The organism is Citrobacter sp. W9, from assembly GCF_026719375.1.
Taxonomy (GTDB): Bacteria; Pseudomonadota; Gammaproteobacteria; order Enterobacterales; family Enterobacteriaceae; genus Citrobacter; species Citrobacter werkmanii.
Map to the genome: position 1 here is coordinate 1 of NZ_JAPPTE010000003.1, position 21831 is coordinate 21831.

15 protein-coding genes, 1 tRNA gene and 4 pseudogenes are annotated in these 21831 nt (G+C 45.2%); 9 read left to right on the forward strand and 11 right to left on the reverse strand.

Annotation, left to right across the window (positions count from 1 at the left end; translation table 11 throughout):
- Window positions 1-449: pseudogene (locus OOJ59_RS06445) on the forward strand (integrase core domain-containing protein); the annotation flags it as partial.
- Between the two features lie 44 nt (window positions 450-493).
- On the opposite strand, the pseudogene OOJ59_RS06450 reads toward OOJ59_RS06445, so the two are convergent.
- Window positions 494-781 (reverse strand): annotated as a pseudogene (locus OOJ59_RS06450) (IS3 family transposase); the annotation flags it as partial.
- A gap of 184 nt (window positions 782-965) precedes the next feature.
- Window positions 966-1673, reverse strand: a complete 708-nt coding sequence (locus OOJ59_RS06455) for a PilZ domain-containing protein (RefSeq protein WP_008814940.1) — start codon at window positions 1671-1673, stop codon at window positions 966-968.
- A 246-nt stretch (window positions 1674-1919) separates the two neighbouring features.
- On the opposite strand from OOJ59_RS06455, the gene OOJ59_RS06460 reads away from it, so the two are divergent.
- Together OOJ59_RS06460 and OOJ59_RS06465 are read left to right on the forward strand one after the other, a co-directional pair.
- A protein-coding gene (locus OOJ59_RS06460; RefSeq protein WP_089617520.1) for an IS3 family transposase occupies window positions 1920-3127 on the forward strand; the annotation gives its coding sequence in 2 pieces (ribosomal slippage) (window positions 1920-2241 and window positions 2241-3127; 1209 coding nt in all).
- A gap of 327 nt (window positions 3128-3454) precedes the next feature.
- Window positions 3455-3879: pseudogene (locus tag OOJ59_RS06465) on the forward strand (integrase core domain-containing protein); the annotation flags it as partial.
- 268 nt (window positions 3880-4147) lie between these two features.
- Here OOJ59_RS06465 and OOJ59_RS06470 read toward each other — a convergent pair.
- The 3 genes from OOJ59_RS06470 to OOJ59_RS06480 all read right to left on the reverse strand — a co-directional run bounded on the left by OOJ59_RS06470 (window position 4148) and on the right by OOJ59_RS06480 (window position 9613).
- On the reverse strand, window positions 4148-5437 hold the full coding sequence (locus OOJ59_RS06470; RefSeq protein WP_020303466.1) for an EAL domain-containing protein: 1290 nt from the start codon (window positions 5435-5437) through the stop codon (window positions 4148-4150).
- The gene (locus tag OOJ59_RS06475; RefSeq protein WP_008814943.1) at window positions 5430-6017 is read right to left on the reverse strand and encodes a helix-turn-helix domain-containing protein; all 588 of its coding nucleotides are present in this window, start codon (window positions 6015-6017) and stop codon (window positions 5430-5432) included. The genes OOJ59_RS06470 and OOJ59_RS06475 overlap by 8 nt, the downstream gene beginning before the upstream one ends.
- 296 nt (window positions 6018-6313) lie before the next feature.
- Window positions 6314-9613 (reverse strand): autotransporter outer membrane beta-barrel domain-containing protein, encoded by a 3300-nt coding sequence (locus OOJ59_RS06480; RefSeq protein ID WP_020303467.1) that lies wholly within the window; start codon window positions 9611-9613, stop codon window positions 6314-6316.
- Between the two features lie 313 nt (window positions 9614-9926).
- Between OOJ59_RS06480 and OOJ59_RS06485 the strand changes: the two are divergent.
- Window positions 9927-10058: pseudogene (locus OOJ59_RS06485) on the forward strand (IS4-like element ISEc60 family transposase); the annotation flags it as partial.
- 70 nt (window positions 10059-10128) lie between these two features.
- On the opposite strand, the gene OOJ59_RS06490 reads toward OOJ59_RS06485, so the two are convergent.
- The 3 genes from OOJ59_RS06490 to OOJ59_RS06500 all read right to left on the reverse strand — a co-directional run bounded on the left by OOJ59_RS06490 (window position 10129) and on the right by OOJ59_RS06500 (window position 13319).
- Window positions 10129-10668 carry a recombinase family protein gene (locus OOJ59_RS06490; protein ID WP_131380329.1) on the reverse strand — a complete coding sequence of 180 codons (540 nt, stop codon included), beginning with the start codon at window positions 10666-10668 and terminating at the stop codon, window positions 10129-10131.
- Between the two features lie 214 nt (window positions 10669-10882).
- Window positions 10883-11383, reverse strand: coding sequence for a hypothetical protein (locus tag OOJ59_RS06495; protein ID WP_108168502.1), 501 nt, complete (start codon window positions 11381-11383; stop codon window positions 10883-10885).
- Between the two features lie 1324 nt (window positions 11384-12707).
- The gene (locus OOJ59_RS06500) at window positions 12708-13319 is read right to left on the reverse strand and encodes a hypothetical protein (RefSeq protein WP_057523672.1); all 612 of its coding nucleotides are present in this window, start codon (window positions 13317-13319) and stop codon (window positions 12708-12710) included.
- Window positions 13320-13420: 101 nt separating this feature from the next.
- Here OOJ59_RS06500 and OOJ59_RS06505 point away from each other — a divergent pair, with 101 nt between their 5' ends.
- A complete protein-coding gene (locus tag OOJ59_RS06505; protein WP_071934064.1) occupies window positions 13421-13726 on the forward strand; it encodes an NIPSNAP family protein in 306 nt (101 codons plus the stop codon).
- 71 nt (window positions 13727-13797) lie between these two features.
- A complete protein-coding gene (locus OOJ59_RS06510; RefSeq protein WP_108168504.1) occupies window positions 13798-14460 on the forward strand; it encodes a restriction endonuclease subunit S in 663 nt (220 codons plus the stop codon).
- Here OOJ59_RS06510 and OOJ59_RS06515 read toward each other — a convergent pair.
- Complete coding sequence (locus OOJ59_RS06515) at window positions 14408-14917, reverse strand: hypothetical protein (RefSeq protein WP_223374964.1); 510 nt, start codon at window positions 14915-14917, stop codon at window positions 14408-14410. The genes OOJ59_RS06510 and OOJ59_RS06515 overlap by 53 nt on opposite strands.
- 220 nt (window positions 14918-15137) lie before the next feature.
- Here OOJ59_RS06515 and OOJ59_RS06520 point away from each other — a divergent pair, with 220 nt between their 5' ends.
- Window positions 15138-16103: a 5'-nucleotidase gene (locus tag OOJ59_RS06520; protein WP_108168505.1), complete on the forward strand. Its 966-nt coding sequence runs from the start codon at window positions 15138-15140 to the stop codon at window positions 16101-16103.
- Window positions 16104-16151: 48 nt separating this feature from the next.
- On the opposite strand, the gene OOJ59_RS06525 is transcribed toward OOJ59_RS06520, so the two are convergent.
- Window positions 16152-17366 carry a tyrosine-type recombinase/integrase gene (locus OOJ59_RS06525; protein WP_039026320.1) on the reverse strand — a complete coding sequence of 405 codons (1215 nt, stop codon included), beginning with the start codon at window positions 17364-17366 and terminating at the stop codon, window positions 16152-16154.
- 295 nt (window positions 17367-17661) lie between these two features.
- A tRNA-Sec gene (locus OOJ59_RS06530) sits at window positions 17662-17756 on the reverse strand.
- A gap of 290 nt (window positions 17757-18046) precedes the next feature.
- On the opposite strand from OOJ59_RS06530, the gene OOJ59_RS06535 reads away from it, so the two are divergent.
- Entirely contained in the window at window positions 18047-19429 is a 1383-nt protein-coding gene (locus OOJ59_RS06535) for a glycoside-pentoside-hexuronide family transporter (RefSeq protein ID WP_038635456.1), read from the forward strand.
- Window positions 19430-19439: 10 nt separating this feature from the next.
- Window positions 19440-21758 (forward strand): alpha-xylosidase, encoded by a 2319-nt coding sequence (yicI, locus tag OOJ59_RS06540; RefSeq protein WP_137346638.1) that lies wholly within the window; start codon window positions 19440-19442, stop codon window positions 21756-21758.
- The last annotated feature ends 73 nt before the right edge of the window (window positions 21759-21831 follow it).

The following is a 21831-nucleotide window of genomic DNA, read 5'->3' on the forward strand; positions in this document are numbered from 1 at the left end:
AAGCTGAAGTCGGAACTCTTGTTCCAGGCTGTCCGTTTACCCAATGTGATTGATGACTTCAATCGTGAAGCCTTGCTATTGAGGTTGATTTTTCCCTGCCAGCTATCCTTGTCATAAGAACGCTGGAGCAGCTCATTAAATGGAAAGGAAAACCGGCTTCAATTCGTTGTGATAATAGTCTAGAGTATATAGGTAATACACTGATAACATGGGCTGAAAAGCAAGATATTCGACTCAATTTTATTCAGCCGGGCAAACCTTAGCAGAATGCCTATATTGAGCGTTATAACCGGACAATACGCTATGACTGGCTGGGACAGAGCCTGTTTTCATCATTGAATGAATTGCAGGACTATGCGACAAAATGGCAATGGTTCTATAATCACGAACGACCGAACATGGCACTGAATGGTTTTACACCGATGCAGCATATTCATTACATGAACTGATTCTACTTATCGCCTCCGCTAAAAATAGAGGAATTACCATTTCAGGCTTCGCGAAGTATGTCGCTGCCTTTTGGAGGATAGCCAGTTCCTCAGCTTGTTCCGCCAGCTGTCGCTTTAACCGGACATTTTTTGCGGCCACCTCACTTTCACGTTCTGAAGAGGTCATTTGTTGCTGTTGCTTACTACGCTAGGTATAGAGCTGCAATTCATAAAGACTGAGCTTGGCGGACAGCAGCGACGCCAATGCGTTCCGCAAGCTTTAGGGCTTCGTTGCGGTATTCAGACGTGTGCTGTTTGCGGGGCTTTTTATTTGTTGATGCTAGTTTTGTCATGAGTCACCTCTGGTTGAGAGTTTACTCACTTAATTGCGTATCCACTATTGCTGGGTAGGATCATGGAATATGCCGATCCAGAACTGGCGACTGGCAATGAGTCGTTTTATAATCGAGTTTAGTGACCGTCTGAGCCGTCACCTTTAATACAGTGACAGTTACACAAAATTACGGATAGGCTCAACTAATAGTATCTATTATGTCCCTTCCGGATATTATTGGTTAAGTCTAATATTACCTGATTTATGGTATTACGTTGATAGTCATTTTGAAAAAGAAACTCGCAAGATATTTTAGTTACGAAATTAATTATTTTATCGTCATGTATGATAGTGTTATATGAAATAGATGCTATCCTTAATGAGATATTCAAGCTTACCTTCTTTGGGAGGGAAATTACTGAATTTTTCAGGATACCTCCATCAACTAAAAATCGCATATTTGGTTGAAAACTTATTAGAGCGCATCCCCCCAATGATATATCAGAGATATCATATCTATAGCTCTCACCGTTTCTGAACTTACCATAGCAATAGAAATTGTCAATTTTTCTCAGGGTAAATCGCCGTTCTTTACGGCGTTGAGTAATAATCATTTTGATAGGTATGCTGGCTTCCATATATTCCCCTTGGGCACCATATCTTCCTATGCTCTTGGATAAAATGTTTATTTGACCTATATCACTATACAGTTTAAGTTCAATGACTTCATTTATTATAAAACTATCTTCGCAATAAAATGAGAAAGAGTCGACTCCAACACCAACGTTTGATATCCTTGCGACACCAACCTCCCCACCCTCAACTACCATTACCCCTGAAGTTTTTTTCTTCATCTCATCACGCAGAATAGCAATCTTTTCATATTTATCATTTATGTCTAATTGGTGCATAGTTAGTTTCCTTACCCACAACAATATTAGAATTATTTTTAATTAGATCAAAATATAGTCTAAGAATCATACACTGCGTACTGTTTTTTTGTATTATTTATGATCTAAAAAACATATAAATATCTAATAATAGATTGATATTTATCATTTTTTTATGATGTAGCCCCCTGAAACACCGGACAGTAGCTGTATCTCCAGATAAGAGATAGGCTTGAATATATGTCTAACACTAACGCCAATTTTGAGATGACCGGGATCCTGTTAGGGCAAGAAGTCCGTAAACGTAAAACTCCTCAGGAGAAGATCGCCATTATCCAGCAGACGATGGAGCCGGGTATGAATGTCTCCCATGTCGCCCGCCTGCATGGTATCCAGCCCAGCCTGCTGTTTAAGTGGAAGAAGCAATATCAGGAAGGCAGCCTCACCGCCGTTGCGGCTGGAGAGGAAGTCGTTCCTGCTTCTGAGCTTACTGCTGCTCTGAAGCAGGTCCGGGAGCTTCAGCGCCTTCTGGGCAAGAAAACGATGGAAGTTGAGATCCTGAAAGAAGCCGTGGAGTACGGTCAGTCGCGAAAATGGATAGCGCACGCGCCCTTGTTGCCAAAGGACGGGGAATAGCCATGGTCAGCCGGACCATGGGCGTGTCGCGTGCGCAACTGTCACTGCGGATTAACCGTTCTGCCGACTGGCAGGACAGGCGCTGTAACCGGCGTAATGAAGAAGCAGACGCAGAAATACTGTCGGCTATCCTCAACATTATCAGCGATATGCCGAGTTATGGTTATCGACGCGTGTGGGGCATCCTGCGCAAGCAACGTCGCACAGAGGGACAGCCACCTGTGAATGCCAAACGGCTTTACAGGATAATGAGCGAGCATAACCTGTTGTTGTTGCATCACAAACCAGAGCGACCGAAGCGTGAACATAAGGGCAAGATAGCGGTGGCAGAAAGCGATATGCGCTGGTGTTCAGATGGCTTCGAGTTCGGCTGCGACAACGGCGAAAAACTGCGGGTAACGTTCGCGCTGGACTGCTGCGACCGTGAGGCCATAGACTGGGCAGCAAGCACGGGAGGCTATGACAGTTCGACCGTGCAGGATGTGATGCTGAGGTCGGTGGAAAAGCGCTTCGGCGACAGGTTGCCCGACACAGCGGTGCAGTGGCTGACGGATAACGGTTCAGCGTATACCGCGTATGAAACGCGGAGGTTCGCGAGAGAGCTGAATCTGGAGCCCTGCACAACAGCGGTGAGCAGCCCGCAGAGTAATGGCATGGCCGAACGGTTCGTGAAAACGATGAAAGAAGACTATATCGCGTTCATGCCAAAACCGGATGTGAGAACAGCACTGCGAAACCTTGCAGTAGCGTTCACGCATTACAATGAAAACCACCCGCACAGCGCGCTGGGATATCACTCCCCGAGGGAATACCGGCGGCAGCGGACATCGTTAACTTAAGATACAAAAGCTGTTCGGAGATGGAGGGTCAAGATCATTTATCATTTTTTTATACATTATTAATGACAACTAAGTATCTATTTTTCCCTTGCATCAGAGCATATGCTGAGTCTTATTTGTTCCCTATCCAATATCCGTATGAAGAGCTTTTTGACCCCCTCCCGGAAATCCCCTCGAAAAATCGGTATGTTCATAAGTATAATTTTCTACTAACTTGATTTAAAAAGGATTTCTATGACCCGAAGGGCAGCTAAGCTCAACGATCACGTTTTACTGACAGTCAGATCATCGCCATTCTTAAACAAGCTGAAGTCGGAACTCTTGTTCCAGGCTGTCCGTTTACCCAATGTGATTGATGACTTCAATCGTGAAGCCTTGCTATTGAGGTTGATTTTTCCCTGCCAGCTATCCTTGTCATAAGAACGCTGGAGCAGCTCATTAAATGGAAAGGAAAACCGGCTTCAATTCGTTGTGATAATAGTCTAGAGTATATAGGTAATACACTGATAACATGGGCTGAAAAGCAAGATATTCGACTCAATTTTATTCAGCCGGGCAAACCTTAGCAGAATGCCTATATTGAGCGTTATAACCGGACAATACGCTATGACTGGCTGGGACAGAGCCTGTTTTCATCATTGAATGAATTGCAGGACTATGCGACAAAATGGCAATGGTTCTATAATCACGAACGACCGAACATGGCACTGAATGGTTTTACACCGATGCAGCATATTCATTACATGAACTGATTCTACTTATCGCCTCCGCTAAAAATAGAGGAATTACCCTTCACAACCTGCGGGGGACAGTTTCAGATTGAACCTCACGATTCACTCTTACGGATAATCCGTGGCTACGTTGTCCCCGACAGTTTGTACCCTGAAATTGTTCTCAACACACAGTCGGGTAGGGAACTGCTGATAAGACAGCAGGTTTCTTCGCACGTCTTACTGCATACTGGCTGAAACAATCACAGGAACAGCCTCATGTCGCACTGAAAAATCGTGTACAGCGTCTTTAATTTCTTAAAATCACCTCAAGTTGGGATGATAAAAACTGATTATAAACATCCACGACATGGCATGGAGCCGTTTTCATCCATCCAGCCTGAACTTCTGGCCGACTGATTAAATATCCCTGAACACCATTAGCACGCGCAGGACCAATTGCTTGATTTAATTGTTCAGATGTTTCTATCCCCTCAACTACAACCAAACCTGCATAGTTCTTGCACAGACATACGAGGTTTGCTAGTTCAGAGCTCTCTACACCGGAGCAAGATATTGAAGAACGTTGCAATACGGAACGATCAATTTTAATGATATCAGCATGGGCTATCGCTATAAACTCCAGCGTAGTCATCCCTGTGCCAACATCGTCTAAAGCAATGCGAACTCCTGTCTTTTTAAGGAGTCCCAATAGTCTTATTGCGTCGCTAATTTTACTAATCTCTGCAGTTTCCGTAATCTCGAGGATCAGGCGGCTCGCTATATCTGGCATTTCTTCTAGCTGTTCTATCAGATGATGCCAAAACGCGTTATTATTTAGTGATACCGCAGAGATATTAGCCGCAATATGTTGATTAGGCTGATAGCGCAAGAGTTGAAGAATGGTACTGACTACACTATAGTCAAGGTGAGAAATGAGTTTCAGTCTTTCTAGTGCATTTATAGCATCTTCTGGAGCATATGTAGGTTCTGCAATATGACGTAATAGAGCTTCGCTATATATACATACAGTTTCCCCATTAATAAAATGAACAATCGGCTGGAATACAAGTATTAACGATCCGTTACGTAGCCCATTCAATAGATTAGCGGCGTGTTTCATATCGGAACGAAAACGTTGACACCAAGCAGTCAATATTCCTGGTACTAGTGCTGGTCGTCGCGTGGATTGCTCAGCAAGGAATGAACTACGATCCGTAAATCCGTATTGTGTACCATTGATCCGTAGAAATTTAACTTCAACGCGTAGATAAACTTGGCCTTGAATTGTATCAATGCACTCTGCACCGACAATAGCGAAAAGAAATTGTGCAAGTTTATCCTCCTGTCGATCGGTAGAGTAGTTTTCTACATGGGTAACTTCGGATAACACATTTGTTGGCAGCATAGATAGATCTATAGTAACAACCTCATCCTGCAACTCTATAGCAACAGCTGGCAATCCGCCGTCTATTAACCTTTGCCGTACCACTGATATACATTGCAGATGGGTCTCTGGTCCAAATGCTGCAGCGATATCACCAAGATTAGAAATCCATATAATAATAAAATCAGTTGACTGAAACCGATTATTAAACATTATTTATGTCCTTCATTGTAGGGGCTTTCCTATATTTTTGTAATTTTTCAGTATTATTTAAAAAAAGGATAAGATGGTTTATTGAGCTAAATCCGAGCTTTTCCAATATATGATATTTATGTGCATAAACGGTTTTAGTCGAGCAATTAAAGTCTTTGGCTATCGTTATTATTTTTTTGCCTGAAATTAAAGATGAAAGAATACCACATTCTTTTGCAGTTAATTTTTTTATATTATGTGATCCCTTCATATTATTAAAAAAAATTTTTTGCCTCATTGAATTTAAAAGAATATGTTCCAAAGATTTTTTGAATTCATTTATCTCAGCAGAAAGAATAATTATTCTATTTCTTTCTCTACAATTTTCGTATTTCTTTATTAAAGGATGGTTAAGTATATCCCATGTCACTCTATCATTAATTATAAAGCAATCACACATTCCAAACAGTTGCTCGTCGAAGAGATCGACACCGTCACTAATACGAACTGGAACTTGCCCAATTAGTTCTTTTATCAAGAAAGATAAGCCAATCTTCAGATATGAATCCTGCGTCAAAATTAAAATCTGTAATGGAGACATTTTTACCTCAAAAATATGCGGTCTCAATGACAACCAATGTTAAAAATAACTCTCAGCGAAATTCTCAATAATGTGATAGACATCAATCTACGTCGAAAAATTGTACACACTATGTATAACGTGTAGTTTATTATAGTTTTTCCGGTTTACGATTGTGAAAATTTGCTTTTCTATGAACAATCAAATATTGCTGAATCCGCTCCTCCATCAGAAAGAATTTAATTATTCAGATGACAAAATTATATTCAAATTTTTTCAGAATGTGGCAAGGGATTCCTTTCCCTTACCATAGTTAATTAAAACTTAACGTTAATACCAATCATCCCTTGATATGAATTGAAATCCTTATTTCCTGTTACATAGGAAACATTAGCCCAAAGTCTGGTATTATCGCTAATTGTTGTTTCAACCCCTGCTTTCGTTTCGAACGAATTTTTACCACCTATAGCCGCTGCACGTTGTCCATCAAGATTTGGACTTTGTAAACGGTTTAAGTTCCTGTAGTTAAGCTCAACATACGGCTGAATGAAGGTCCCGCTTGTATGGGTCGTAGTACTGGCCCGTACACCCAGACGAGATTCAACCGCATCTTTGTTTCCTTTAATATTAGTACCTGTTTTTTCAGTGAAATCATTTGAGGTAACACCTAAATAGGTAACCTGGGCCTGTGGAGTCAGCCAGAAACTGGTTTTATCATTGCCAGCTACACGCCATGCATAACCAGATTCAAGAGAACCAGTAATGCCACGAAGCTTATAGTCCTCTTTAGATAACTGATCTCCCGAGACACTGGCATTAAAGTCATTCCAGCGTAACCAACTGTCGGTATACCATCCTGAATTATCAAGGGCATTCTCGAACCAAGTGAGATACATACCAACGCTATAGCCTGAAAGTTTCCCTTTCGATTGATAATCCGTCACTGAAGAGGTTGTCTTATTATTACTATTACCGTACCCAGCCATCAGACCCAAATGATATCGTTGTTGATTAGTATCCCAACGCGCAATATCGCCACCTAATTCAATAGTAGTGTCATAAATTCGAGTATCTAATTGACCAGAACTATTACTTTCTGTCCGTTTCCCAGTTGAGCGAATCCATAGCGACGAGGCTAATTCATCTTCAGCAGTGGTTTTCACTAATCCACTTTCACCAATACGATCATGCAACGTCATATTAAACATATGATTAGCACTCCAGGCATTCGCGGCATAGCTTGCACTCTCTGGCCGTAATACAGGGGTATGGCCGCCAGTTCCGCCCGTAGCACCGGTTTCACCTGTTGCCCCGGTTTCACCCGTAGCCCCGGTTTCACCCGTAGCCCCGGTTTCACCCGTAGCCCCGGTTTCACCCGTAGCCCCGGTTTCACCCGTAGCCCCGGTTTCACCCGTAGCCCCGGTTTCACCCGTAGCCCCGGTTTCACCTGTTGCCCCGGTTTCACCTGTTGCCCCGGTTTCACCCGTAGCCCCGGTTTCACCTGTTGCCCCGGTTTCACCCGTAGCCCCGGTTTCACCTGTTGCCCCGGTTTCACCCGTAGCCCCGGTTTCACCCGTAGCCCCGGTTTCACCTGTTGCCCCGGTTTCACCTGTTGCCCCGGTTTCACCTTTCATTGCGAAGCTTTCCAGGTACCAAGCCCCATCATCGCTATGTTTATTCAGCAGGTACTCATAATTCCCTTTTACAACCCTGCGCTGCAGCAGAAACTCGCCATCTGATTGACCATTGACCTTTATAAGTTCAAGTGATTCCTGGCCTGTTGGCTTGTTCATGTTAAGGTTGTTAATCCATACATAATCATAACCACGGTCAATAGTATCACCAGTGATTGTGACAGTATCCGTATAAGATTTACCATCCCCTCCATTATTGGTACTTACTCCTTCTCCAGTAAGGTACGAGTCCATCAGCCATGTATTACCACCAGTAGTGAAATTCCCGTCGATGGTTAGATGGTCCCCAGCTACCCCATTGGCCATATCTATTTCAGAGTTCTTCGCCAGCACATTACCCTTGAGAGTAAATGAGGAAATACTATTATTTCCCGTCGAATTCCCATTGTTAACGTCATGTGCGATCAGGGACGAATTGTTAAGATTCAAGGTAGTGAAACTAGCGGTAGTACTACTGGCATTTTTTTCTAATTGCCAAGTCGCATCGTCTGCAATATTAACATCCAATTTTGATGCATTAGATGTATTGATCAGACCTTGCATTCTCCCTTGAGAAAAATTGAAAAGAACGTTACTTGCGCTGGAGGCTGAACCAGCCACATCCAGAATATAGGCATCCTTTCCGTTATTAGAAATGAGATTGCTATCTTCCCCTCTCACACTCAACTGGTATAAATTCTGCCCACCGGCAACATTAATAAGATCGGAACCATTGTTACCTGTCTTATTCACGATGAGATTGTTAAAATTAGTGATTGTTTTAGCTGTAGCCTGACTGGCATTACCGCTAATAGTTATAGCCTCTTTGCCTGATTTTATTTCAGTACGGGATGTATTTTCATTAGCATCTAATAAAGCACCCTGCCAGATGATATCAATACTGGCATCATTAGGTGCTTCGGTTGTATCCAGGAACATTTTACCGCTGGAGTATAACTGCCCCTCTCCGGTACCTATCGCAGCACTTTTACCTAACCGTATGGCATTAGCGCGAGATGAGCTACTAACTATCTTTATATTACTGTCATGGAGGTGTACCTGAGGGGTGACGTTATTAATTTCCGAACCTGATATGTAAATCCCAATAGCATCATTCTTGCCATTCTTAATATTGAGATTAAGTGTATCGGATACACTCACATATCCTGCGGCACCGTTCCCCGAGTTACGAGATGCGCCTTGAATAGCCCTGATACCAACGACCAATGGATACGAACTAGCTAAAAACCCCGTATTGTTCGTAGAGGCCATATTGATATCTAAGTTATCAAATAGCGCACGTGAATACATTCCATTGAAGTTCTCTTGTTCACCCGCATTTACGCTTGATCCGGCTACCACTCCGTAATGTTCAAATCTCTCGCTATATGATGTCCCGTTTGGTAAAGACAGCATCGTTAGGTTCATTGTTCCTATTTTTACAGTAGCCCCATGTGATGAACCAACCCCTACCTTCGCTATATTATCACCTTCCGGTTTAGCGGCATTAGTATCAAGATTAGCTATAGTAAGATCTATTGTCTTATTTGAAGCATCAAAAGTAGAAACATAGGCTGGGCTAGTACCACCAACTGCAATCCCCGCACTGCCTTTTATCGTAAAACTTAAGTCATTTAAAATAGTGATGTTTCGGTTGACTCCCTGACTATATTGCAGGATACCGGTATTCCAAATACTAGTATTGCCTATTTCACTGCCTATAGATTCAACGCTACATCCCGCAGTATTGATCGAATTATTTACAGTGATCGTGCCGTTAGCATTCGTGCTACACTCGGCTGAAATTGCATTTTGAGATAAGAGTAAAGCACCAATAATCAATGAACTACGCAATGAGCCTAATTTTGTCTTGCGACCCAGTTCTGAGCAAACAACCCATTCTCCATGGGCCACATTCCAGACTAATTTGTATATTTTGTTCATTTATTTTTCCGAAAATAGGTTGTGACATCCATTAACATTTTTACATCATATGCAATGGTTTACTATCTCATTAAGATAGGAATTACCTATTAATATTATTTAATTATTTATTTTATTATGTTTGTAAAATCATGATGACTGTGATTTTGTAGACTTCCCTATTTTTAGTGCCCCCCATTGAGGATCTCCAGTAAGTTTTTGTCTTGTATAGATAACAGGGGGGATATCCCCTGACAAATCCACAGAAAAGGAGACATGCATAGTATGTTGCGATCTAATTGATTGTAATAACAATTTCAAGGAAATCACCACTATGTCTGCGCGTTCATTATGCCGAAATTTTTTTAAAAATATACTGGAGCCTCTGCATCTTTATCGTCAAAAAGCACTGATTGAGGCAACCAGTGCTGTAATAAATGGTGCATCTCTTACGCTTACACACGTTCAGATTGCGCATTCTGACAATCAGAGCCATCGCCGAGACTTTCCAGAGCGATTTCAACTGCACAATTTTATCAAACGTCGGAAACGCCATATTCACGCGCTAAGGCACTGACACTGGTTCCATTATTCTTTTTCTCGATAATCGCTCTACGGGCTTCTGGGGCGATTTTCGACGGTCTTCCCAGCTTCTTACCTTCAGCTTTTGCCCGCGACAAACCCGCCTGCGTCCGCTCAATCAGTAGATCACGTTCCATCTCCGCAACCGCTGCCAGCATCGACAACAGAAGCTTACCCGCTGCGGAGGTGAGATCAGTCGTGCCAAGCTGGTGGACAATAACCTTGATATTACGGTCAGCCAGCGCCCTTACCGTTTGCAGGACGTCAATCGCATCACGCCCCAGACGGTCTAGTTTTGCAACTACCAACGTTTCACCATCGCGGATTTTATTGAGCATTTCAGAAAATGCTTTACGTTGCATTGCCGGAACCTTCCCGCTAACAACATCGGTAAACCAGTAATCAATTTGCCACCCAGCCTGCCCAAGCTCCAGCCGTTGGTTCTCAGTATCCTGCTGCGATGTCGAAACACGTCCGTAGCCAAAAATCGCCATAGTCATCTCCTCATCCGGCCCCCGCCAGAAAACGAGGCCAACATTAGGATGGCCTGCCAGAAAAGCCAAGGCTATTTTTCCAACAGTGTGAAAGCGTGCGATTGGGAGGTGTCAGAAAACGGTCGTTTGTTGGCAGCAACTTTTTGAAGAATCGAAAATACTTAGCCTGAATGCGAGATAATGGCGGTATCATTAATAAACCCAAGCGCCTGAACTACTTGTCGTCAGAGTATTTATCCTGCCATTCCGATAGCCAAATAGTGCGTTCTCTCATCCAGCTAAACAGTCTCATACAAACAAATACCCCGCACAATCCGCCTACAACTAACGCAGCGCCATTGATGGTGTAGTAAAGTAATGGTGAAGTGAAAAAATATGGATTGAATGGTTCAACAACTGAAACAAACAAAAGTGCGAACATAACGGGGAAAATCCATCCCTTCTCCCTGACAAATAAAGTCAAAGAATACTTAAACCTTACTGGTCTACGTTTTTTGTCGTTTCGATATAATTCCGGGAAAGCGTTCATATGTGCACCAATACCAAAAAGCAAGGAGGCAATTCCAAGAACACCAAACATCAGGAATCCCGATATCTGCAAAAGAAAGCAAGAAAATGAATGCTCCCACGCCCTATCAACCCAGTCCAAAAACTCACAGCGGGCCCTATAGAACTTCTTATGTGTTTGGATGCTTATCCAGCGTTTATGGTTCATACGCCCCCTCAATGCCTGCCTGATCATTATGTCACTATACTGGTGAAGAATACGCGGCGAAGTATGCTCATTTCGACAGATCTCTCCAGACTCATTGAGATAGTGCCACAAATTTCGAGCCAGTAAATCCACTACCCCTGATAAAAAACACGCCACAGGGCTTCCCAGCGCGTTGAATGCGCATGTCACCGCATTTGCAACACTATGTGCTTTACCTTGAAAGTTACAGGGGAATCGAAGCACACCCTTTCCATGTAAAAATCACCTTGTTTTTATATACTTACCATGCACATAGCGACTGCGTTCAGAATACGAACGCAGTTATCTGATATATAACTTTTCTTGAAAAAAACGGTGTGTTAGCTTGTCTCCCGACACCTACCACATACGGTAAACCGGTCCGGGTTGGTGGAGCTTTACCGCGCATCTGCGGATAACGTTAGGACGGGAACTCTGCAAAACGTTGATTGTGGTAGGTAGGGCGCGAAAGCGTTTGATGCAGCCAAGCAGAGGGTGAAAGTAGCTATCGGCGGATTCTTGAGTAGCTACTTTTGCGCATAATGCATCTTTCAAGAAAGGTCGTCACACCACGAGGAAGACTTGATCTTCATCTGGCAAGGGGAACCGAGCAAACCTACAGGCTATCTTCTCAGATGGCCTTAGGGTTGATATGTCCGGCTTCCCCCCCCGAGGAAGGGTTAAACATATAAAAACAAGTTGTGTTTTAACATCTTTAAAAATTGTGGTTTTCTATGCTTTAAACCTTTCCCTTCAAAAGTAAACATGTCTCTTCTATCTCACCTTCGAGACAAACAAATCCGAACCGAACGTTGTTAACGCACAAAGTGCTCGCGGTGTAAATGCAGCCGGATAAGTTGGGCGCGGGAAAGTCGATCTCCTAGATCGGCAAGCGTCCCTCTATGGCGTTGCGTTCAAAAACTTCGGCAGAGGCAGAATCATCCTTATAGAGGCAAACAGCCTCCAAAGTTGAGTTGCGCGGCAAAGCTAAAGCTCGCCCAGATTTCTCATTGATTGCTCGATCTCCGCAACCCATTTATCAGGGCAAGGATAAACCCGGCTTTCGATGCTGATCCGATTAGGTGATACGCGACGGGTTAGCCCATGCAATGACTTAACATGCGCTATCCAGCATGTTTTGACTGTTCTCCCTGTTCGGGATTTAACATCATCAGCAATCTGCCGGTAAGTCGCCATAAACGTCCGTGCTCCTTTGGTTGATATCTTTTCTACACGATAGCAAGTGGCTATACACTAAAAGTTACTTTTAGTGTATTGTTCAATATAGGTGTTAAACATATCCACCTTACTGTTTATCAAGATTATACAACTCACATTGTGCATCAACGGCTTGCTGTAATGCTTTAATTGTTTCGCTCGATAAATTCGGAGATAAAGCCAATGTGTTTATTGCAACCTTTTCTCCATACTCTTGGCATTGAAGAACAAAAGAATCCCCAAAACTAATCCCAGAATTCGTAATCGTAGACGTAATCAAAGAGAGATCTTCTGTCGATACATCTGGCGCACTCTTTAAAAACTGCAACGCCTGTTGCTTGCGGTTAATGGCATCAATACGTAAAGAAGCATAGGCCTGAGACTGTTGTATATCCAGTTCGCTGGGTTTTGTTATATAGCTAACTAGCTTGGCACTACCATAAATTGCAACCATCACGACCAGAATTACCAAGGAATTTCTGATAACACTTTTACGACTTTTTTCTTTTTCCCTATCCTTTTCATCCATTGCGATCGATAGATCTAGGTAGCGATCCGAAAGATAAATAAAGAAATCATTATGTGAGAAACGAACATGTTCAATGTTAACCTCAATCAATTTATATACTTCAATAACTTCATCGTCGGTCAGCGATTTTCCATCCTCAACCGAAAATTTAAGAACCTTCTCCAATTCCACTTTATCCTCCACAACATTAAGTTTATTTATTTTCAATAAACATCTGACAGACGGTTATTGTCAGCTTATAGCAGAACAACATAAACCATCAATTACTCAATATCGTTTTACTTCAAAAACCTCCTCACTTATATTACAGATCCAAGTGGAATGAAAGAGTAATACACCAGCGCCACGGGATCGACATTGTTTCGTTTGGCAACTCGCTTCATGACCCGGATTGCTACTACCCGATTCGCGGCTTTGATAGCGCCGAAAGCATGGCAATGGTTCTCGGTTCTTTCTACGCAAGCGCCGACTGGCGCAACGGCCCACGCCAAGACATCGTTGGCAGCATAGAAACCAGCATGAAAACAGTGATCAGCCTACCATCAGAAAGCGTGGAAGGGCTGCGAGTGCAATCATAGGTCATATGGCTTCACCAGACGCGTTTTGAGCGTCTCCAAATGATGAAACTTTTTTATTAAATGGTTGGGAGTTGAAAGATTTAAAAGACATAGCATTTATCCAAACTGGACCATTTGGAACCCAGCTTCATAAGGAAGATTATGTTGAAAATGGTATACCACTAATTAACCCTACAAATATTAAAAATGGTATTATCATTCCCAACTTTAAACTATGCGTAGATCGCCACAAATATGACAAACTAAAAGAATATCATTTAAAAAAAGGTGACATTATAATGGGCCGAAGAGGAGAAATGGGTCGTTGTGCACTGATTAATGATAAAGAGGATGGATGGTTTTGCGGCACAGGAAGCCTTTTTATTAGATTAAAAACGCCAAATGAAATACTTTCTTTTTATTTGAACGAATATTTATCTAGCGATTCGATTAAGAACTTTTTACAGAAAGAGTCTCGTGGGGTTACGATGGCGAACCTGAATAAAGATATAGTTGGGAAGATTAAAATAAACATCCCCCCAGAAAACGTACTGACTTCTTTTATGAAGATAAAATTAAAAGTCGATAGCATTAAGAAAAAAATAAACCATAACGATTTGGAAGAATTACTGTCATCATTAAGGAAGGTGCGAATAAGTACCCTCCGCAACGAAAATGAAACTTTTAGTCAATTAAATTCAATCACTTACATAGGCGTTTTTTTGCGTTTGGTGACTTATTCGCACCTTCCTTAGGGAAAAGGCTTTCTAGAAAAACATCCCAGTTTGTGGTAATAACCCCATCAATATTTGCTTTCGCAAAAAGAGAAATTTCGTGTTTTAACTCATCATTTTCTATAATATTTTTATGTGCACTCTCAATATATTTAGATATTGACAACTTCAAAGGAGACTGTTCGTTAATGAAAATTTTCTCCTGTTCTTTTTCACTTAATGCTAATTGTCCTTCTTTAGTATCCCACCATTTCTCAGCGTATGCCGACACTAATAATTGTGCATATTCGGGTAAGTCACCATTAGATTTTGTTTTTAATTTTATATGATTTTCCCCAATCGCCTCAGCAAAATGCTTCAAAAGGTCTTGCCAACATGGCACACCAAGGTAACGACGAGACACTCCGGAGCCAACAAATAACACAGGGGATGCCTCAAACTGCTTAAAATGCTCTTCGAGTTTTTTCTTGAAATTCATATTGGTATTCCCTATCAAAAATCCTCAACTGAGACAACGGTAAGACATTGCGGTTGCCATCTCCAGTGCATGATTAAAAAATTTTGCACCTTTAAAATTCATTTATCTGTTCTGGCAATTTGGCCCATTATCTATAGATCTGTGGCCAGTATCCGCTACACAGTGCCTGCGTTATGATACGGTGGTGCAGTAATCTTGCCCCTTTACTTCAGGATAAACAATGCCTTTAGATTTAAGTAACACCTTAGTTATTGGCATCAGTGCAACTGCGCTTTTTGACATGAGTGAATGCGATCGCATGTTTCGGGAAACCTATGCGACCGATCCTGATAGCGCCATTGAAAAGTATCGCGCCTACATGCTGGAACACGAAAACCAACCTTTGCAGCCTGGTACAGGTTACCCCTTGGTCAAAGCGCTTCTGGGTCTGAACCAGTATCGTCAACCGGATGATCAATCACCGTTGGTTGAAGTCGTTGTTATGTCGCGTAACAGTCCTGATACAGGTATCCGTGTTCTAAATACCATTCGCCATGACAAACTCGATATTACACGTTCAGCTTTTACCGCAGGCGAAACCGTTGCCGATTACCTTGATGCCTTTGATGTGGATCTGTTTTTAACAACTAACGTTGAAGATGCGCAAAAGGTGATTGATTCCCGATTCTGCGCCGCTGCAATCCTCAAAGATCCTCCCTCCGACGCCTCAAATATCCCGGAAGGGCAGGTCCGCATTGCGTTTGACGGTGATGCCGTGCTTTTCTCTGATGAAAGTGAGTTAGTTTATAAGACTCAAGGCATGGCTGCTTTTCATGCGCTGGAGGATGCACAACAAGATATCCCAATGGCTGAGGGTCCATATGCCACTTTGCTAAAAAAAGTAGCCAGGCTTCAGGAGCGACTACCGACAAGAGTTGAGTATTCCCCTGTCCGTATTGCACTGGTGACCGCCAGAAACAGCCCATCGGAAATGCGCGTCATTAAAACACTGAGAAGCTGGGGGGTGTATGTCGATGAAGCTTTTTTTCTTGGCGGTGTAGAGAAAACAAAAGTTTTGAAGGCATTTAAACCGCACATTTTCTTTGACGATCAGGATGTGCATTTGAATACTGCTGCAAAGGTGGTTCCTTCCGGGAAAGTACCTTACGCCAGCAATTCAGAGCTTTTTGAAAACAAAGCGTCATGAAACCTTAAATAAATAGCCATCTTTACTGCTAGAAGGCTATTTATTAATTTATGCCGTCTTCCCAAACATCCCTTCTACCACGGCCCCAGCTCTCCCTAACTCATCGATATAATCCGCATACCACTGCATCATTTCCCTACGCCCATCAAGATACTGAGCATGGTTATACGTCCCGCGAATCGCGTTCTTATCGACGTGTGCAAGCTGCGTTTCAATCCACGCGGAGTTAAACCCCTGCTCATGCAGAATGGTGCTCATCGTGTGGCGGAAACCGTGCCCCGTCAGCCTGCCTTTATATCCCAGCAATTCTATAACCTGATTAATGCTTTCCTTGCTGATCGGCTTGCGAGGATCATTCCTGCCGATAAAAACCAGCGGGTGATGCCTTGAGATCGGTTCAAGCTGTGCAAACAGCGCAATGACCTGCTCTGAGAGCGGCACAATATGAGGCCGTTTCATCTTCATCACTTCTGCCGGGATTTCCCACAATTTCTTCTCAAAATCGATATCTTCCCAGCGAGCGAAACGCAGCTCTTGTGTACGCACGCCGGTTAACATGATGATCTGTGTGGCTGTTTTGGTGATAATACTACCGGTGTATCCGGCCAGATCTTTAAGGAAGTGTGGTAACTCTTCGACTGTGAGGAACGGGAAATGTGTTTTCTTAGGCGTTGCCAGCGCTGTAGCAAGATCTGACACGGGATTATATTCAGCTCTCCCGGTAACGATAGCGTAACGGTAGACTTCATTACAACGCTGGCGGACTTTGCGCATTTTCTCTAAAGCGCCGCGCTTTTCAAGGCGACGAAGGATCTCAAGCCAGTCCATCGGCTTAATATCGACGATAGGGCGTCTTCCCGTATGAGGGAAGATATCCTTCTCGAAGGTGTCGATGATTTCATCGCGGTAGCGTAATGACCAGCGATCGGCTTTCGTCTGATGCCATTCGCGGGCAATGGCCTCGAACGTATTCTTTTGGCTCATTTGCTGGGCGATTTTTTCTTCTTTCTTTACTTCACCCGGATCTCCTCCAGCGGAGAGAATTTTTCTGGCCTCACTGCGCTTTTCGCGTGCGTCAGCCAGGGAAACATCAGGGTATACGCCAATGGAAAGCATCTTTTCTTTACCGGCGAAGCGGTACTTCATACGCCAGTATTTGGAACCATTAGCGTTAATCAGTAGATACATGCCGCCGCCATCGGTCAGCTTATAGGGCTTTTCTTTTGGCTTTGCGGTTTTCACTTTTACATCGGTTAGCGCCATTACATCCTCCGGCTTTTGATGAATCCATCCTCCAGGGGACTTCCGCTAATGATTAACCTGATACCCCCATGTACCCCTTATATAACAAAGATGTCTTTGAAACCTGTTGTTATATATCACATTTTTACCATTATGGGGGTGCTGATATTTTAAAGGAAAATAACACCCCCTAATGTACCCCCAAAAAGGACTTGATGCCGATTACCTTCAGGCGACAATGGTGGGGTTATTTCTCTTGTTTTATCAGGTATTACAGGGGTTTTGTTGACTTCGAGGGAGTTCAGGAGAGGCAAATTGGCGGAAGATCACAGGAGTCGAACCTGCCCGGGAACGCTGGCGTCCCCAACTGGATTTGAAGTCCAGCCACCTCACCGGAGATGACGATCTTCCGCGCCTCGATTGCTACATGGAGGCGGGGCGCATTATAGCTACTTCCTGGGGTTTCCACACCCCCTCACTCACTTTTTTAACTTCCGTTTCTCCATACCATGACCCGTTTCAAATAAATCCTCGCAAAATCCATTACTTACACTTGGACACATTTTTAGACGCTACCCTGATCACAGAAAACAAGAATCGTAATTTGATAACGAGATATCGCAATACCCGCGCTCACAGGGATGGTTTACAAGAACTGTAACCGGTACCAGTGCGTGTGAAAGTGCAAACAAGGATGCGTAATGAAAAGTGAGATTCTGTCTGTTAAGGAGAAGATTGGCTATGGCATGGGCGATGCCGCCAGCCACATCATCTTCGATAATGTCATGTTATATATGATGTTCTTTTATACCGATATCTTTGGTATCCCAGCCGGATTTGTCGGCACCATGTTCTTACTGGCCCGCGCGTTGGATGCCATCTCAGACCCTTGCATGGGGCTGCTTGCTGACCGAACCCGTTCACGCTGGGGGAAATTTCGTCCGTGGGTGCTGTTTGGCGCGCTGCCGTTTGGTCTGGTTTGTGTGCTTGCCTACAGCACGCCGGACTTCAGCCTGCACGGCAAAATGATTTATGCCGTCATCACCTACACGCTGCTAACCCTGCTTTATACCGTGGTCAATATCCCTTATTGCGCGCTGGGCGGCGTGATCACCAATGACCCGACGCAGCGCATCTCCCTGCAATCGTGGCGCTTTGTGCTGGCGACGGCGGGCGGCATGCTCTCCACCGTCCTGATGATGCCGCTGGTAAAGCTGATTGGCGGCGAAAATAAGGCTCTGGGCTTCCAGGGTGGAATCGCAGTGCTCTCGGTTGTGGCGTTCCTGATGCTCGCATTTTGCTTTTTCACCACCAAAGAACGTGTTGAAGCGCCGCCAACCAACAATTCAATGCGTGAAGACCTGCGTGATATCTGGCAGAACGACCAGTGGCGCATTGTCGGCTTGCTCACCATCCTCAACATTATGGCGGTCTGCATTCGCGGCGGTGCGATGATGTATTACGTCACCTGGATTTTGGGCACACCGGAAGTATTTGTCGCTTTCCTTACCACCTATTGCGTCGGCAATCTGATTGGCTCTGCGCTGGCAAAACCGCTGACTGACTGGAAATGCAAAGTCAGCGTCTTCTGGTGGACGAATGCCCTGCTGGCCGTCATCAGCGTGGCGATGTTCTTCGTGCCGATGCATGCCAACATCACCATGTTCGTCTTTATCTTCGTGATTGGCGTCCTGCATCAGCTCGTAACGCCAATCCAGTGGGTAATGATGTCCGACACCGTTGATTACGGCGAGTGGTGTAACGGCAAACGTCTGACGGGCATCAGTTTTGCGGGAACGTTGTTCGTGCTCAAGCTGGGTCTGGCGCTTGGCGGGGCGCTGATCGGCTGGATGCTGGCAGGCGGTGGCTACGATGCCGCGGCGAAAACGCAAAACAGCGCCACCATCACCATCATCATTGCATTGTTCACCCTTATTCCGGCTATTTGCTATCTGCTGAGTGCCGTGATTGCCAAACGCTTCTACACCCTGAAAACACCGTATCTGACTGAAATTATGCGTCAGCTGGCGCAGGGTGCGCACCGTAATCAGCAAGATTTTACGACGAAAGAATTACAGAACTAAGGAACCGATTATGAAAATTAGCGACGGAAACTGGCTGATTCAGCCCGGCCTGAATGTGATTAACCCAATCCAGGTGTTCGAGGTTGAACAGCAAGGTAATGAGATGCTGGTCTACGTTGCGCCGCGTGACGTACGTGAACGGACCTGGCAACTCGATACCCCGTTGTTCACGCTGCGCCTTTTTTCGCCGCAGGAAGGCGTGGTGGGTGTCCGGATGGAACACTTCCAGGGCGCGTTGGATACCGGTCCGCATTACCCGCTGAACGTGCAGCAGGACGTAAACGTTGAGATGCAGAACACCGCTGAGTTCGCTGAGCTGAAGAGCGGTAATTTGAGCGTTCGCGTCACCAAAGGCGAGTTCTGGTCGCTGGATTTCCTGCGTAACGGTGAACGCATTACCGGCAGCCAGTTGAAAAACAACGGCTATGTACAGGACGCCAACAGCGGACGCAATTACATGTTCGAGCGCCTGGATCTGGGCGTCGGTGAAACGGTGTACGGGCTGGGCGAGCGCTTTACCGCGTTGGTGCGTAATGGGCAGACGGTAGAGACCTGGAACCGCGATGGCGGCACCAGTACCGAGCAGTCTTACAAGAACATCCCGTTCTATATCACCAACCGTGGCTACGGCGTGCTGGTGAACCATCCGCAGTGCGTATCGTTTGAAATCGGCTCTGAGAAAGTATCGAAAGTGCAGTTCAGCGTCGAAAGCGAGTATCTGGAATATTTCGTCATCGACGGCCCGACGCCGAAAGCGGTGCTGGATCGCTATACCCGCTTTACCGGTCGTCCAGCACTACCGCCCGCCTGGTCGTTCGGCCTGTGGCTAACCACCTCGTTTACCACCAACTATGACGAAGCGACGGTGAACAGCTTTATCGACGGCATGTCCGAGCGCAATCTACCGCTGCACGTTTTCCACTTCGACTGCTTCTGGATGAAGGCTTTCCAGTGGTGTGACTTCGAGTGGGACCCGGTGACCTTCCCGGACCCGAAAGGGATGATTCAGCGCCTGAAAGCGAAAGGGCTGAAAGTCTGCGTATGGATCAATCCGTACATCGGTCAGAAATCACCTGTTTTCAAGGAGCTGAAAGAGAAAGGTTATCTGCTCAAACGCCCGGACGGTTCCCTGTGGCAGTGGGATAAATGGCAGCCGGGGCTGGCAATTTATGACTTCACCAACCCGCAAGCCTGCGAATGGTATGCCAACAAGCTGAAAGGTCTGGTGGAGATGGGCGTGGACTGCTTCAAAACTGATTTCGGTGAACGCATTCCAACGGATGTGCAGTGGTTTGATGGCTCAGACCCGCAGAAAATGCACAACCATTATGCCTACATCTACAACGAACTGGTGTGGAACGTGTTGAAAGAGACCGTCGGAGAAGAAGAGGCGGTGCTGTTCGCCCGTTCCGCCTCCGTGGGCGCGCAGCAGTTTCCGGTGCACTGGGGCGGGGACTGCTACGCCAACTATGAATCCATGGCCGAAAGCTTGCGCGGCGGCTTATCCATTGGTCTCTCCGGCTTTGGCTTCTGGAGCCACGACATTGGCGGCTTCGAAAACACCGCCCCGGCGGACGTCTACAAGCGCTGGTGTGCATTCGGGCTGCTCTCCAGCCATAGCCGCCTGCACGGCAGCAAATCCTACCGCGTGCCATGGGCGTACGATGAAGAGTCCTGCGATGTGGTGCGTTATTTCACCGAAATGAAGTGCCGCCTGATGCCGTATTTGTATCGTCAGGCCGCGCTGGCGAACGAACACGGCACGCCGATGCTGCGCGCCATGATGCTGGAGTTCCCGGACGATCCTGCATGCGACTATCTCGATCGCCAGTATATGCTGGGTGATTCGGTAATGGTGGCGCCAGTCTTCTCCGAAGCCGGTAACGTGCAGTTTTATCTGCCGGAAGGCCGCTGGACGCATCTGTGGCACAACGACGAAGTACAGGGCTGCCGCTGGTACAAACAGCAGCATGACTTCCTCAGTCTGCCGGTGTACGTGCGCGACAACACCCTGCTGGCGCTGGGCAGTAATAACCAGAAGCCGGACTATGCCTGGCATGAAGGGACCGCATTCCAGTTGTTCCATTTGCAAGAGGATAGGGAAGCGGTCTGTGAGGTCCCGGCTGCTGACGGGTCGGTTATCTTCACGCTGAAGGCGATACGTACGGGTAAAACCATCACCGTACAAGGTCGCGGTGAAGCGCGTAACTGGACGTTGTGCCTGCGTAATATCCCGCAAATTAGCGGCGTGAAGGGCGGTTCATATGCCGGCAGTGAGCAGGGCGTAGTGGTAACGCCTGAAGGTGATACTCTGACGATAACCCTGTAAATTCAGTCTACGTGGTGCCGGATGTGTTTTATCCGGCCCACGCTGCGAGCAGCGTTCCAGATCTGAAAATCAA

Coding starts and splice junctions, on each gene's coding strand:
- OOJ59_RS06525 (WP_039026320.1), bottom strand. CDS start 17,366: ATGGCGCTAACCGATGTAAAAGTGAAAACCGCAAAGCCAAAAGAAAAG.
- OOJ59_RS06480 (WP_020303467.1), bottom strand. CDS start 9,613: ATGAACAAAATATACAAATTAGTCTGGAATGTGGCCCATGGAGAATGG.
- OOJ59_RS06515 (WP_223374964.1), bottom strand. CDS start 14,917: ATGAATTTCAAGAAAAAACTCGAAGAGCATTTTAAGCAGTTTGAGGCA.
- OOJ59_RS06475 (WP_008814943.1), bottom strand. CDS start 6,017: ATGTCTCCATTACAGATTTTAATTTTGACGCAGGATTCATATCTGAAG.
- OOJ59_RS06470 (WP_020303466.1), bottom strand. CDS start 5,437: ATGTTTAATAATCGGTTTCAGTCAACTGATTTTATTATTATATGGATT.
- OOJ59_RS06490 (WP_131380329.1), bottom strand. CDS start 10,668: ATGGCGATTTTTGGCTACGGACGTGTTTCGACATCGCAGCAGGATACT.
- OOJ59_RS06455 (WP_008814940.1), bottom strand. CDS start 1,673: ATGCACCAATTAGACATAAATGATAAATATGAAAAGATTGCTATTCTG.
- OOJ59_RS06535 (WP_038635456.1), top strand. CDS start 18,047: ATGAAAAGTGAGATTCTGTCTGTTAAGGAGAAGATTGGCTATGGCATG.
- OOJ59_RS06520 (WP_108168505.1), top strand. CDS start 15,138: ATGCCTTTAGATTTAAGTAACACCTTAGTTATTGGCATCAGTGCAACT.
- yicI (WP_137346638.1), top strand. CDS start 19,440: ATGAAAATTAGCGACGGAAACTGGCTGATTCAGCCCGGCCTGAATGTG.
- OOJ59_RS06495 (WP_108168502.1), bottom strand. CDS start 11,383: ATGAACCATAAACGCTGGATAAGCATCCAAACACATAAGAAGTTCTAT.